Origin of the sequence: Leisingera methylohalidivorans DSM 14336, assembly GCF_000511355.1 — a bacterium.
GTDB classification, from domain to species: domain Bacteria; phylum Pseudomonadota; class Alphaproteobacteria; order Rhodobacterales; family Rhodobacteraceae; genus Leisingera; species Leisingera methylohalidivorans.
The window spans coordinates 3,138,169-3,151,647 of record NC_023135.1; the positions used below are offsets into that span (position 1 = coordinate 3,138,169).

Here is a 13,479-nt window from a genome sequence, read left to right on the forward strand (position 1 = left end):
TTCCTAGTCACCTCACAAAAAAGCAACTTGCGGGCCTCCTGTGCGGCTCCGCACAGAGGGCGATTGCGGCACATCTGTCAGCCATCCTTGCCTTGCGCGCAAGCCCAATGCTGCCTAGAAGCGGCTCCCAAGTGGTATCAGGAGGCCGGTATGGGCTTTAAGATGGGAATCGTCGGCCTGCCGAATGTTGGCAAATCGACGCTGTTCAATGCGCTCACCAAAACCGCCTCGGCGCAGGCGGCCAATTTTCCGTTCTGCACGATTGAGCCCAATGTGGGCGAAGTGGGGGTGCCGGACGCGCGTCTGGACAAGCTGGCAGCGATTGCCGGCTCCAAGCAGATCATCCCGACCCGGATGACATTTGTCGACATCGCCGGCCTGGTCAAAGGCGCGTCGCAGGGCGAGGGCCTGGGCAACCAGTTCCTGGCCAACATCCGTGAAACCGACGCGATTGCCCATGTGCTGCGCTGTTTTGAGGACGGCGACGTGACCCATGTGGACGGCCGTGTCGACCCGGTCGCGGACGCCGAGGTGATCGAGACCGAGCTGATGCTGTCGGACCTGGAAAGCATCGAAAAACGCCGCGCCAATCTGGTGCGCAAGCTGAAGGGTAACGACAAGGAAGCCCAGCAGCAGGACCGCCTGCTGGCCGCCGCCCAGGCGATGCTGGAGGACGGCAGGCCCGCCCGTCTGGTCGAGGTGGACGCCGAGGACGCCAAGGCCTGGAAGCTGCTGCAGCTGCTGACCACCAAGCCGGTGCTTTATGTCTGCAATGTGGGTGAATCGGAATCGGTCGAAGGCAATGCGCATTCCGCCAAAGTGGCCGAAATGGCTGCAGCGCAGGGCAATTCCCATGTGATCATCTCCGCCCAGATCGAGGAAGAGATCAGCCAGCTGGAAGCGGAAGAAGCCCAGATGTTCCTGGAGGAGATGGGGCTGGAAGAGGCAGGTTTGGACCGGCTGATCCGTGCCGGTTATGAACTGCTGCATCTGGAGACCTATTTCACCGTCGGCCCGAAAGAGGCCCGCGCCTGGACCATCCGCACCGGCACCGCGGCGCCGCAGGCGGCCGGGGTGATCCATGGCGATTTCGAGAAGGGTTTCATCCGCGCCGAGACCATCGCCTATGACGACTTCATCGCCTGCAACGGCGAACAAGGCGCCAAGGAAGCCGGCAAGATGCGCGCCGAAGGCAAAAGCTATGTCGTGAAAGACGGCGACGTGCTGCACTTCCTGTTCAACACCTGAGCCGGGTTGCCAGCCTGATTTTCATCCGCCCGTCAGATCATCTGGCGGGCGGATTGCATTTTGCGGCCTGCCGGGGCAATCCTATGCGCGCCGGACACTTCACGCCGGAATTACCGGGACCGGCAGCGCAATCGCGCTACCATTAACCCGCATGCGATATGGACAAGGTGCAGCATGGAAAAAGATAACAGCATCAATGTTCTGGGCGGCCCGCTGGCGCCCTGCTCCACCGCGCCGGTGACCGGCTTCTTCCGCGATGGGCATTGCAACACCTGCACCGAGGATCACGGCAGCCACACGGTGTGCGTTGTGACCACCGCAGAGTTTCTGGCGTTCTCGAAATATGTTGGCAACGACCTGTCCACCCCGCGGGCCGAGTTCGGCTTTGCCGGCCTGCAGCCCGGCGACCGCTGGTGCCTGTGCGCGGCGCGGTTCCTGCAGGCGGCGGATGAGGGCTGCGCCCCCAAGGTGCATCTTGAGGCCACCCATCAGCGGGCGCTGGAGATTGTGCCGCTTGGCATTCTGCAAAGCTATGCCGCCGACCCCGCCTGAAGCGGCCTGAAGCGCCAACAACAAGAAAGGCGCCCCGCAGGGCGCCTGTTTTATTTTACCGGGCTGTCCGGTCTCACTCCTCGAAGCTGCGGCCTTCTTCGGTGTCGGACATATCGAACCCAAGATGCTTGGCAACGGTGAACACGTCCTTGTCGCCGCGGCCGCACATGTTCATCACAATGATGTGGTCCGACGGCAGCTTGGGCGCGATCTTCATCACATGCGCCAGCGCGTGCGACGGCTCCAGAGCCGGGATGATTCCTTCGGTGCGGCAGCTGACCTGGAAGGCCTCCAGCGCTTCCTTGTCGGTGATCGAGACATATTCGGCGCGCCCCGATTCATGCAGCCAGGAATGTTCGGGGCCGATGCCGGGGTAATCGAGGCCTGCGGAGATCGAATAGCCTTCCTGGATCTGGCCGTCGTCGTCCTGCAGCAGATAGGTGCGGTTGCCGTGCAATACGCCCGGACGCCCGCCAGTGAGGGAGGCGCAATGCTGGATCCGGTCATCCACACCCTTGCCGCCGGCCTCGACCCCGATGATTTTCACCGAGGGGTCATCCAGGAAGGGGTGGAACAGGCCGATCGCGTTGGAGCCGCCGCCGATCGCGGCGATCACGGTGTCCGGCAGGCGGCCTTCGCCTTCCTGCTCGGCCAGCTGCCAGCGGACCTCCTTGCCGATGATCGACTGGAAATCGCGCACCATCGCCGGGTACGGGTGCGGGCCGGCGGCGGTGCCGATGCAATAGAAGGTGTCGCGCACATTGGTCACCCAGTCGCGCAGCGCGTCGTTCATCGCATCCTTCAGGGTGCCGCGGCCCGAGGTGACCGGGATCACTTCAGCGCCCAGCAGGCGCATGCGGAACACGTTCGGCGCCTGCCGCTTCACGTCATGGGCGCCCATGTAGACGATGCATTTGAGGCCGAACTTGGCGCAGACGGTGGCTGTGGCCACGCCATGCTGGCCGGCGCCGGTTTCGGCAATGATCCGGGTCTTGCCCATGCGGCGCGCCAGCAGGATCTGGCCCAGCACGTTGTTCACCTTATGCGCGCCGGTGTGGTTCAGCTCGTCGCGCTTCATATAGATCTTGGCGCCGCCCAGCTCGGTGCTGAGGCGCTCGGCGTGGTACAGCGGGCTGGGGCGGCCGACGTAATGCGTCCACAGATCCTTCATCTCTGCCCAGAAGGCCGGATCATCCTTGGCCCGGTTGTATTCCTCTTCCAGGCTCAGGATCAGCGGCATCAGGGTCTCCGAGACGAAGCGCCCGCCAAAGATGCCGAAACGCCCCTGTTCATCCGGACCGTTCATGAAGCTGTTGAAAAGATCGTCGGCCATGGTTCTTCCCTCTCTCGCAGCGCCCGCAATGACTATAGCGCACCGCAGGCCGGGTAAAGAGGACTTTGGCAAGCGGGTCCATCCGGCGAAGGCCGCTGCCCTGCCGGAAATTCTGATTGCTGCTGCTTGCTGCCGGTCCTGACCATCAGGAGGATAAAGTTGGCGGCGCCGCCAATAGGCGGAGGCGGGCGGGCGCATCCGCCCGCGTGCTAAACGTTGTCTCTGCACGGCCCCAATTGTCAGGGCCCTGTTCCTGGATGCCGGGGGTGTCAGGCCCGGCGGCGACCGCGATCAGGCACCACTATGGCAGAGCCGGTTTAAAAGGGGATGAGGGCAGCGTTCGCTGCCGGCGCAACACCCGGGCAGAGCCTCCGCAGGCCGGTGCCGCGCAGTGCGTATTTCAGGAAAGATGAAACTGCCGGCCAATCCGCCTTCCTCCTTCCCCGAACACTCGGAATCCGCCGCCCGCCCCTCGGGACAAGGGGCGGCGGCGCGGGAAGGTCAGCCGCGGGCGGCCAATGCGGCCCTGGTGAAACATTCGATCAGCGCGGCATCCTTTTGTCCCGGCGCGGTTTCGACGCCGGAGGAGACATCCACCTGGCGGGCGCCGGTCATGCGGATCGCCTCGGCGACGTTGTCCGGGGTGAGCCCGCCGGCCAGCATCCAGGGTTTCTGCCAGTATTTGCGCCCCGCCAGCAGGCGCCAGTCAAACGCCAGGCCATTGCCGCCCGGCAGCGCCGCCTCCTTGGGGGGCTTGGCGTCGATCAGCAGCTGATCCGCCACCTGTTCATAGAGCGCAATCTGCGGAATGTCGGCGGCCTCGGCGATGCCCACCGCCTTCATCACCGGCAGGCCGTAGCGCGCGCGCACGTCTGCGACCCGTTGCGGGCTTTCCCTGCCGTGGAGCTGCAGCATATCAAGCGGCACGGCAGCTGTGAGCGCATCAAGCTCGGCATCCGAAGCATTGACGGTCAGCGCCACCTTGCACAGGCCGGCGGGGGCCTCGACAGCCAGAGCTGCGGCCTGTTCGATGCTGACGTTGCGCGGGGACTTGGGGAAAAACACAAAACCGGCATAAACCGCCCCTGCCCCGGCCACGGCAGCAATATCCTGCGGTGCGCTGAGCCCGCAGATCTTGACCCGGATTTCTGTCATGGCGGTGTCAGCCTGCGTCTTCCAGAAGCGCCAGGACTTCGTCTTTGCCTTCGTTCTTCTGCTTTTTCAGCCTGCTCACTTCGCGGTTCAGCCTGCGCGCCTCGCGCGCCTTCTGCGCCGCTTCGCTGCGGTGCTTGTGCTCGCGCAGCCATTCCCACAGGAAGCCGATCACCAGCCCGGCGACAACCCCGCCCAGCACCACCGCAAACAGCGGCAGCGCAACGGTGTAGTTAAACCCGAAAAGCTCAGCCAGTGCCGCGGGCATCAGCTTCAGCTCGACAAAAGAGCGGTTTGCAACGGCAACCGACACCAGCACGATGGCCAGAGCCCCCAGAACCGCGTAGCGAATATAACGCATCAGGCTTTCCCGTTCAGGCGGTCCCTCAAGAGCTTGCCAGTCTTGAAGAACGGCACATGTTTTTCCTCGACATGGACCGTTTCACCGGTGCGGGGATTGCGGCCGGTCCGCGAGTCCCGCTTCTTGACCGAAAAGGCGCCGAAGCCGCGCAGTTCAACCCGGTCGCCGCGCGACATCGCATCGGTCACTTCCTCGAACACCGTGTTCACGATCCTCTCCACATCCCGCTGATACAGGTGCGGGTTTTCGTCTGCAATCATCTGAATCAACTCAGAGCGGATCATGTTTTCTTCCCTCCCAGGCTGCCTGGTATGTTCTGGCTATTATTCTGAGAGTATAGGAAAAATTCTTGCAAGAGGGAACAAAATGCCGCGTGCATGACGGGTAAATCGGCGGGAGTTCACCGGAATTTCCCCTTTGAGGCTGCCATTTCGGAGCGGCAGACAGCCGCCGCGGCGCAGCATTCCCCGCTGCCAGGCGCGCCGCCCCGGTTTGATTCGGGCCGGCAAACAGCCGCCGGAGCACACAGGCAGCCGGGCCGGAGCAAGCAGTGCGAAAGCCGCGCCGGTGCGGCCTTTCCTGCGCCGCGGCACCTGCTGGGGCCAGTTGATTCCGTCCCCCTGGCCGGCTGGAAACCACGCCGTTCCCCGGCCCGGCAACGCGGGATGCGGCATTTGGCCGCCGCATACGCCGCATATGAAACTTTATTTCCACGAGGTGAAATATTTTTATTGTAAAGCGCTTCGTATCCGTCATCCTTTCCTGGAACCGGGTGCGACCGAAAAACCGATCGGCCTGGTGCGTTTCGAACCGGCATGCTCTGCCCTTTGGCGGCAGCATAAGCCGGCCTGTCAAAGCTGGTGGCAAACAACCGGCAGAAAGACAAACCAACTTGGAGAAAACTAATAATGCTATTGGACGTGAGCACGATACACGCACAGCAAGTTACGCTGAATTCCCTGGTACAGAATATTCTGTACGCTTCAGGGATCGTTGGAGCCATCCTGGTCGTCGTGGGCCTGCTGCTGATCGACGCAGGCACTGCACGGCGCAGAAATCTTTTCAACTCGACGATTGAAAAGACGCTCGGGTTCTTCCTGGGGTTTGCGACCTACTACATCATCGGTTTTGGCCTGTGGGCCGGGCAATATTACATCATGGAAGGCGCAACCATGATGGATTCCATCAAGGATTGGTGGCTTGGCGGCGCCCTGACCAATGCCATGGCGCATCATACCGATCCAGGAACCTTTCCGGGGCTGAACACCTTCCAGATTTTCATCTTCTTCCTGGCGGTGTTTGCCGGGATCATCAACATCCTGCTGCATTTCGCGGTGTCGGAGCGGATGAAGGCCTCGGCCTATTTCATCACCTGCATTGTCGCGACAGTGGTGTCTTCGGGCTTGAGCTGGGCCACCTGGGGGTCGGTCGGACCGCTGACCAATGCCGGGTTCCATGACTTCTTCGGCGTCGGCTTTGTTTATCTTTTCCCCGCAGGCATGGCGCTGGTGTTCACCCCGAAACTGGGTGCGCGCCCCGGCATGATGGCGCCGCATCCGCGGATCTCGGCCTATCTCGCCCCCAGCATCGGCCTGTGCGCCCCCGGCCTGCTGCTGATCTTTGCAGGTCTGCCGATGGTGATCCTGTCCTGCCTGTTCTTCTTTGACCCTGAAGCGCTGGCCGTCAGCATCACCATGGCCGATACCAGTGTCGGCATCGCGATCAACAACTACGCCCTGGTCTGGGCGGGCGGCGCGGTCACCGGCCTGCTGATCGCCTATACCACCGGCAAATACGCCTATACCCTGTTAGGACCGCTGGCGGGCTATGTTGCAGGCGCGTCCGGCTTTGATGTCTACCTGCCCTGGCAGGCCTTTGTTGTCGGGCTGGTGGCGCCCTTTGCCGCCTATGCGGTCTATGAGTTCACGCTGAAGCGCGGCATCGACGAGCACAAGCTGTTCCCGCTGTTCCTGGGCTCCGGCATCTTCGGCCTGGTCATGCTCGGCCTGTTCAAGGCCGGCACCCCGCGCGGCGGCTATTTCGGGATCGAGGACGGCGCCTATGCGTTCCAGCACGGGGAAATCTCGCTGGTGATGCAGCTGGCGGGCACCGCGGTCTGCATCGGCGCCGGTGTTGTCACCGCGCTGGTGCTGTCCTTTGTCCTGGAGCGGACCGTGGGCCTGCGGGTCTCCGAGGACGACCAGATCGACGGGCTGGACAGCAAGAACTGGGATCTGGAGCCCGATGTCGTCACCCACGCGGACAGCGCGCAACGCGCCTGATCCTCTTTGCAAATGTGAAAGGCCCCGGCATCTGCCGGGGCCTTTTTCGTTCGCGGTCCTGAACACGGCGGAATCTGCTATACTCGGCCGCATCAACAGAGAGGAGACCAGCATGCTGTACCCGCTTGCCACGCTTGAGGCTGAGAAACTGAGGGCGATCAAGAGCCTTGAGAGGGACATCGGCAGCCCGGTGGTTGCGCTGGCCGGCGTCAACGCGGATTCCGCCGCCCTGCCGGACGAGCAGCTGAAGAAACTGCAGCAGCTGGAAGAGGAACTGGGGGTCCTGCTGGTGGCGGTGCGGCCGAACTAGGGGCGGAGCCGAAAGGCTGGGCGCCGCGCAGGAACGCGCCCCGGAAGACCTCCGCCTCGCCGGGCTGACGGGCGATGCCGTTCGCCATTGTGCTTGAACCAAGGGCGCATCATTGGCTGACCCTCGCGGCGGCCCTCCAGATTGACCGCCACGGCCACTATGGCCGCTCGCCGCGGGCGTCCGGGCCTTCGCCGCCCCAGCCACAAGCGGCCGGTCAGGATGAGCAAGCCCCGAGCTTTCAGGTCGTGACCGGGCACTATCAAAGCTGCTGCGCCCCCGGCAGATTAAACCACCCTGAGGCGAGCCATATCATCCACTTTCAGCTTCCCAGAGGCATTCCGAGCTGCCACCCTGCCCCCAGGGTAAATTCAAATATAAATGGTTGCGATATGGTACGGTTAAAAGGCACGTCCGATTCAGAGTCAATCTTCGGTACGGATGGCAGGGACTTCATACGGGGGCTCGGAGGAAGGGATGTCCTTCAAGCTAATGGCGGGGCCGATACGATTACGGGTTTCGGGCAAATCTACGGGAATGAGGGAAGAGACCGCTATTACGCATTTGCCACCTCCTCCGCCGATGTCAATTCTGCAAACGGGAGTTTTTTGTTTCTCGGGGATGGGAATGACACGGCCGTGATTCACCGGCATGATGGCGACGCAACCTTCAATGGCGGGGATCTGGCGTTCGGAATGGCGGTCGATATGGGAGCCGGGAGTGACCGTCTGATCCTGGCAGGGGATGTCGGAACCGGGACCGCACATGCCAGACTAGGCGCAGGGCGGGACACAGCTTTTCTCATGAGCACCTACGCAAATGTCTGGGTGAACGATACACGTTCTGGAACCCTGGGCGTAGGGGACGGCAAGCGGGATACCATCCACATCGACGGCCACGTCGATTTGATATCGCCCCATACCACAACGGTGAAGCTTTTCGACTTCGGTTTAGAAGACAAAATCGTACTGCATGGTATTGATCTGACTTACGACGACATGCTGCTCCGCTCCACTTTTGTAGACACAAGTGAACGGACTGTCGAAATCTCACTCGAAAATGGGTCAGTGATCAGGGTTTCAAAGTTATTCTCCGGCCACCTCAACGAAGATCAGCTCAAGATTAAGGCCCAGCCACTCCAAATCGAAGATCGCGTGGTCATTGGCCATGAGGGCCACAGATCACAGGTATTGCTAGGATCAAGTGCAGATGAAACCTTCCGGCAACCCGGCAGCGCTGTGTACATGGGCGCCGGAGATGATCGCGGAATCGGCGGCCGCAGCGCGGAAGCGATGTTCGGGGAACGCGGTGACGACCGTCTCGCCGGCAAGGGTGGCCGTGATTTCCTGGATGGCGGCCTGGGTAACGACAGGCTTGAAGGAGGCCGCGGCCGGGACACCATTACTACCGGGGCGGGAATTGATACAGTCAGGGGCGGAGATGGGAACGATAAGATCAACGTAGGCAATGGCTCCGGCGTCATCTTCGGAGGCCGGGGAGACGACGTTTTCGATTTCTATGGGCACAGTCTCGGTGAAATTGGAGACACAACAGGCCAGAATGGTGGTGGCCTGACCGTGACCGGGGGTGCGGGGCGCGATGTATTCCACTTTGGTGAGCCCGATGAATTTGGAGCTGATCCTTCTGGCCTAGTTACGATTTCGGACTTCCACGTTGGCCGGGACCTCATTGATCTCTCCGACTATTTGAGGGATCAGTACGCTAATAGCGGCGATGCCGAAGCAAGGATTATGGCGAACTTGGCAAACGGGTCTCAGACTTTAGGCGGCACCCAAGTGGAAGGCGTGCGGGTAAGAACAGAAGACGTTACAATCTTTCTGATCGGAATAACCGCAGAAGAGTTGAGTTCGTCCGACTTTCTGTTTTGAATTCGAGTTGTCGAAAACGACCGCTATTGAACCCGCGTCGTTTATCTACGTGGGTATGGCAGCCGTTGTCCAGAATGGTGAAGGATTTTCGGTGCGGGCCGTGGTGTAAGAGTGCGGTTCGGGTAATCCCGCAAGTCCCGCCAGATCTGCCGAACCTATTTGCCATCCTGAAAATATGCCGGGCGGATCTTCGCAATCGTTTCCACACCCAACATCCCAAAGCTTGCTCCCGAACACCCCCGGAAGCAGGGTGGACCACCTCATAAGGTGAGCCCCCTTTGGAAGCCGATCACCCCGACAATGGGGGGCTTTTGCATACCGGTTCACAATTCATGAGCTCAAACCCGCCCCTCGGCGGAACAAAAAAAGCCCCGCAGAAACCTGCGGGGCTTTCGTTTTTCTGCCGTGAGGCCGGGGAGATTAGTCGCCCGACTTCAGCGCGGCGCCCAGGATGTCGCCCAGCGAAGCGCCGGAGTCCGAGGAGCCATACTGTTCCACAGCTTCTTTTTCTTCTGCGATCTCACGCGCCTTGATGGACAGGCCCAGACGGCGGGTCTTGGAGTCGACGTTGGTGACGCGGACGTCGACCTTGTCGCCAACCGAGAAACGCTCGGGGCGCTGGTCGGCACGGTCGCGGGCCAGGTCGGAGCGGCGGATGAAGGATTTCATGCCCTCATATTCCACTTCGATGCCGCCGTCTTCGATTGCGGTCACATTCACGGTCACGATCGAGCCGCGCTTCACGCCGCCAACCGCTTCTGCGAACTTGTCGCCGCCCAGAGCTTTGATCGACAGCGAGATACGCTCTTTGTCGACGTCCACTTCGGAAACAACGGCCGAAACCATGTCGCCCTTGCGGTAGTTCTGGATCGCATCCTCGCCGCGCTCGTCCCAGGACAGGTCGGAGAGGTGAACCATGCCGTCGATGTCGCCGTCGAGGCCGATGAACAGACCGAATTCGGTGATGTTCTTGACTTCGCCTTCGACCTCGGTGCCTTCCGGGTTGGCTTCGGAGAAGACTTCCCACGGGTTGCGCATGGTCTGCTTGAGGCCCAGGGAAACGCGGCGCTTGGCACCGTCGATTTCCAGAACCATGACGTCGACTTCCTGCGAGGTGGAGACGATCTTGCCCGGGTGGACGTTTTTCTTGGTCCAGGACATCTCGGAGACGTGGACCAGACCTTCGACACCGGGCTCCAGCTCAACAAATGCACCGTAATCGGTGATGTTGGTGACGCGGCCCTTGTGGACCGAGGAGAGCGGGTACTTGGCGCCAACCAGATCCCACGGATCTTCCTGCAGCTGCTTCATGCCGAGGGAGATACGGTGGGTCTCTTTGTTGATCTTGATGACCTGAACCTTGACGGTTTCGCCGATCGACAGGATCTCGGAGGGGTGGTTCACACGGCGCCATGCCATGTCGGTGACGTGCAGCAGGCCGTCAACGCCGCCGAGGTCAACAAACGCACCGTATTCGGTGATGTTCTTGACCACACCGTCGACCGCTTGGCCTTCGGACAGGTTGCCGATGACTTCGGCACGCTGTTCGGCACGCGATTCTTCCAGGATGGCACGGCGCGAGACAACGATGTTGCCGCGGCGGCGGTCCATTTTCAGGATCTGGAACGGCTGCTTCAGACCCATCAGCGGGCCGGCGTCGCGCACGGGGCGCACGTCAACCTGCGAACCGGGCAGGAACGCAACAGCGCCGCCCAGATCGACGGTGAAGCCGCCCTTGACGCGGCCGAAGATCGCGCCTTCGACGCGCTGGTCGTCGGCATATGCTTTTTCCAGGCGGTCCCAGGCTTCTTCACGGCGGGCCATCTCACGCGAGATGACGGCTTCGCCGCGGGCGTTTTCAGCCGAGCGCAGGAAGACTTCCACTTCGTCGCCGACAGCGATTTCAGCAGCTTCGCCGGGATTTGCGAATTCTTTCAGATCAACGCGGCCTTCCATTTTGTAGCCGACGTCGATGATGGCCTGACCGGCTTCGATTGCCAGTACTTTGCCTTTGACAACCGAACCCTCGTCCGGAGTGTCCATTTCGAAGCTTTCGTTCAGGAGGGCTTCGAAGTCCTCCATTGATACGTTTTGAGCCATGAGGTCTCAGATTTCCTTTTCATATGGTTTTTCTGGCCATGCGGTTGTCTCCGCCGGTCTTGGTTCAGCCGCACTGGACGTGGCCCGGATCACATCTGATCAAACAAACACAAAGGGCCGAGGTGTGCCTCAGCCCTGCTCAGATGTGTCATCCGGACGTTGACCGCCCTTGTACCGACAGCGCGCGTATAGGCGGATTCCCGGTTGCGTGCAAGGGGGAAGGCCTGCGGAGCATGGCGGCGGTCTGCATTAGGCCGTCAGCCAAAACCGGGCGGGCCGCCGGGGATGCCCAGGCTCAGGGCTCTCCGCCCTAAGGCGTGAGCCACCGGATTAATACTGAGCGGTGATATGTCCAGCCTGTGCGCGCTGAGCATGGCGGGTTGGCGATTTGAACGGTCGGCCGTGCCGCCGCACAGCGGCCATTGGCGGAAGAAGTCCGGCGCCCCCCCCGCATCGGTATGTGCACCCGCCATCGCAACAGGCAGCGGATCCGGCCGTACCGGCTGCAAAGCGGGTTATAGCGCTTTCCCGCTCTGGCGTTATGTGTATATATATAGCCATTAAAATTCTTTAATTGAGTTGGGAACCCGGATGCCAGCCCCCCGCGCGAACATGAGCTACAGGGATATCAAGCAGGTCGTTCTGGACCGGATCCAGAACAGGATCTGGGCACCGGACAGCCTGCTGCCCAGCGAAACTGAACTGGCTGTTGAGTTCTCGAGCACGCGCACCACCGTGAACCGGGCGCTGCGGGAACTGGCTGAAGAAGGCTATCTGGAACGCAAGCGGAAAGCCGGGACACGGGTTTTGAATTCACCAGTCCGCAAAGCCCAGTTTTCAATCCCCCTGGTGCGGGATGAAATCGCCGAGACCGGCGCCGCTTACCGGTATTCCCTAGTGGAGAGCCGTATCATGCCGGCCCCGGCGTGGCTGTCATCCCGGCTTGATATCCTTCAAAAGCAGGAGGTTCTGCACCTCAGATGCATGCATTATGCCGACAATGCGCCGTTCCAGTACGAAGTGCGCTGGGTTGTAACTGAGAGCATTCCCGAGGTTCTGGACGCGGATTTCACTGAATCCGGCCCGAATGACTGGCTGGTGCAAAAAGTCCCCTTCACAAATCTTGAGCTGAGCTTCATGGCAACAAAGGCCGATCAGACGGTGTCCGAGTTTCTGGACGCCCCTTTAGGCGACCCGGTGTTCACCGCGGAACGGATTACCTGGCTGCGCAACAAGCCTGTAACGCTGGCAAAGCTGTTTTTCGCTCCCGGATACAAAATGACAACGCATCTGTGAGTTCAGCGTTGGCACGCCGCGCCGCCTGCGGTGCTGGCGCCGGGCGTCCCCGGCGCGGGCTTGAAAGGGCGATGCGTGTGCAGCCTGTTGCCTAAGGCCGTCAGACTGCATTTTGACCCGCACGGGTGATGCAGGCCGACAGGATCTTGAATTCACCCCGGCTTTCGCCCGCCGACTGCCTGACGGCGGGCCGCATTGGCCGGTCTTCATAGCGCAGCTTCCCCACCCCGGGCCGGGCCGGCGGCTTCCCTGCCCGGCAGGCGGTGACATTGCGCTGAAGCCGGGTCGGGAAAGAGGCCGAACAGCTCCCGCCTGCCTGCAGCGCACAATCCGCGGACTGCTTCGGGGCAGGGCCAGAAAGTCTCTGTTGCGATACCTTCTGCGAAAATCACCTCATGCCGCTCAGTCATGAGGTGCACATAAGCAGCCGGATTGGCCGTCCCGGCCCGTTGCGTGCAATTCCGGCCAGACCTCTGCCTGCAATTTTGCCAAGAGAAACCTTTCACCGAACTGCGTGTCTTGCCCAAAGGCCCTGGGGTCGGCCAGCAGGCGGTGCTTAGGTGACAGCGGCATCGGCCGCTCCAAAGACAGCAGGCCGCCAGAACGGCGGCAATAAGGCCGCAGATGCGGGCGCAGTGCCAGCTCTGCCGGGCCCGGAATGCGTTTAGAAACCCAAATCACCGGCTGAAACCCGTTGTCGGCAGTTTGCAGCATGTCTCCCACCCGGATCCGGCCAGCGGGCATTGCGCCGCGCCTGGTGGCGAAAAGAACACCCGGTGTGAAACAGGGGATGCCTGCAGATATGAGCTGGGCAGTGGTTTTGATCTGTAACGGGGCCACCCCCTGCGGAACAAACTTTTCACCTCCCGGGAACGTGAGCAGCGCATTGCCGGATCCATCGTCAGTTACGGAGACATCGCTGTTGCGGCCAGCTCCGCCGGGTACGACACCGCCGGTCA

14 protein-coding genes are annotated in these 13,479 nt (G+C 61.4%); 7 read left to right on the forward strand and 7 right to left on the reverse strand.

Annotation, left to right across the window (positions count from 1 at the left end):
• The first annotated feature begins 150 nt into the window (after nucleotides 1–150).
• Nucleotides 151–1,248: a redox-regulated ATPase YchF gene (gene ychF / locus METH_RS15425; RefSeq protein ID WP_024091411.1), complete on the forward strand. Its 1,098-nt coding sequence runs from the start codon at nucleotides 151–153 to the stop codon at nucleotides 1,246–1,248.
• Between the two features lie 174 nt (nucleotides 1,249–1,422).
• On the forward strand, nucleotides 1,423–1,800 hold the full coding sequence (locus METH_RS15430) for a DUF2237 family protein (protein ID WP_024091412.1): 378 nt from the start codon (nucleotides 1,423–1,425) through the stop codon (nucleotides 1,798–1,800).
• Nucleotides 1,801–1,873: 73 nt separating this feature from the next.
• Here the strand turns inward: METH_RS15430 and trpB are convergent, their stop codons facing one another.
• The 4 genes from trpB to ihfB all read right to left on the reverse strand — a co-directional run bounded on the left by trpB (nucleotide 1,874) and on the right by ihfB (nucleotide 4,930).
• Nucleotides 1,874–3,133: a tryptophan synthase subunit beta gene (gene trpB, locus METH_RS15435; protein WP_024091413.1), complete on the reverse strand. Its 1,260-nt coding sequence runs from the start codon at nucleotides 3,131–3,133 to the stop codon at nucleotides 1,874–1,876.
• A gap of 501 nt (nucleotides 3,134–3,634) precedes the next feature.
• Nucleotides 3,635–4,288 carry a phosphoribosylanthranilate isomerase gene (locus tag METH_RS15440; RefSeq protein WP_024091414.1) on the reverse strand — a complete coding sequence of 218 codons (654 nt, stop codon included), beginning with the start codon at nucleotides 4,286–4,288 and terminating at the stop codon, nucleotides 3,635–3,637.
• A gap of 7 nt (nucleotides 4,289–4,295) precedes the next feature.
• The gene (locus tag METH_RS15445) at nucleotides 4,296–4,646 is read right to left on the reverse strand and encodes a LapA family protein (protein WP_024091415.1); all 351 of its coding nucleotides are present in this window, start codon (nucleotides 4,644–4,646) and stop codon (nucleotides 4,296–4,298) included.
• Nucleotides 4,646–4,930, reverse strand: coding sequence for an integration host factor subunit beta (gene ihfB / locus METH_RS15450; RefSeq protein WP_024091416.1), 285 nt, complete (start codon nucleotides 4,928–4,930; stop codon nucleotides 4,646–4,648). The genes METH_RS15445 and ihfB overlap by 1 nt, the downstream gene beginning before the upstream one ends.
• 412 nt (nucleotides 4,931–5,342) lie before the next feature.
• Between ihfB and METH_RS24010 the strand changes: the two genes are divergently transcribed.
• The 4 genes from METH_RS24010 to METH_RS15470 all read left to right on the forward strand — a co-directional run bounded on the left by METH_RS24010 (nucleotide 5,343) and on the right by METH_RS15470 (nucleotide 9,124).
• Entirely contained in the window at nucleotides 5,343–5,552 is a 210-nt protein-coding gene (locus METH_RS24010; RefSeq protein WP_156927502.1) for a hypothetical protein, read from the forward strand.
• A gap of 14 nt (nucleotides 5,553–5,566) precedes the next feature.
• Nucleotides 5,567–6,928, forward strand: coding sequence for an ammonium transporter family protein (locus tag METH_RS15460; RefSeq protein ID WP_245602902.1), 1,362 nt, complete (start codon nucleotides 5,567–5,569; stop codon nucleotides 6,926–6,928).
• Nucleotides 6,929–7,040: 112 nt separating this feature from the next.
• A complete protein-coding gene (locus METH_RS15465; protein WP_024091419.1) occupies nucleotides 7,041–7,238 on the forward strand; it encodes a hypothetical protein in 198 nt (65 codons plus the stop codon).
• A 389-nt stretch (nucleotides 7,239–7,627) separates the two neighbouring features.
• Nucleotides 7,628–9,124 carry a calcium-binding protein gene (locus tag METH_RS15470; RefSeq protein WP_044008452.1) on the forward strand — a complete coding sequence of 499 codons (1,497 nt, stop codon included), beginning with the start codon at nucleotides 7,628–7,630 and terminating at the stop codon, nucleotides 9,122–9,124.
• A 420-nt stretch (nucleotides 9,125–9,544) separates the two neighbouring features.
• Here METH_RS15470 and rpsA read toward each other — a convergent pair whose 3' ends face one another.
• Nucleotides 9,545–11,224 (reverse strand): 30S ribosomal protein S1, encoded by a 1,680-nt coding sequence (rpsA, locus tag METH_RS15475; RefSeq protein WP_044008453.1) that lies wholly within the window; start codon nucleotides 11,222–11,224, stop codon nucleotides 9,545–9,547.
• 612 nt (nucleotides 11,225–11,836) lie between these two features.
• Between rpsA and METH_RS15480 the strand changes: the two genes are divergently transcribed.
• Nucleotides 11,837–12,520 (forward strand): histidine utilization transcriptional repressor HutC, encoded by a 684-nt coding sequence (locus METH_RS15480; protein WP_052348720.1) that lies wholly within the window; start codon nucleotides 11,837–11,839, stop codon nucleotides 12,518–12,520.
• Nucleotides 12,521–12,726: 206 nt separating this feature from the next.
• Here the strand turns inward: METH_RS15480 and METH_RS25385 are convergent, their stop codons facing one another.
• Both METH_RS25385 and METH_RS25185 read right to left on the reverse strand, forming a co-directional pair.
• A complete protein-coding gene (locus METH_RS25385) occupies nucleotides 12,727–12,930 on the reverse strand; it encodes a hypothetical protein (RefSeq protein WP_425412306.1) in 204 nt (67 codons plus the stop codon).
• Nucleotides 12,923–13,264, reverse strand: coding sequence for a Hint domain-containing protein (locus tag METH_RS25185; protein ID WP_052348721.1), 342 nt, complete (start codon nucleotides 13,262–13,264; stop codon nucleotides 12,923–12,925). Before METH_RS25185 ends, METH_RS25385 begins: the two co-directional genes overlap by 8 nt.
• Nucleotides 13,265–13,479 lie beyond the last annotated feature (215 nt).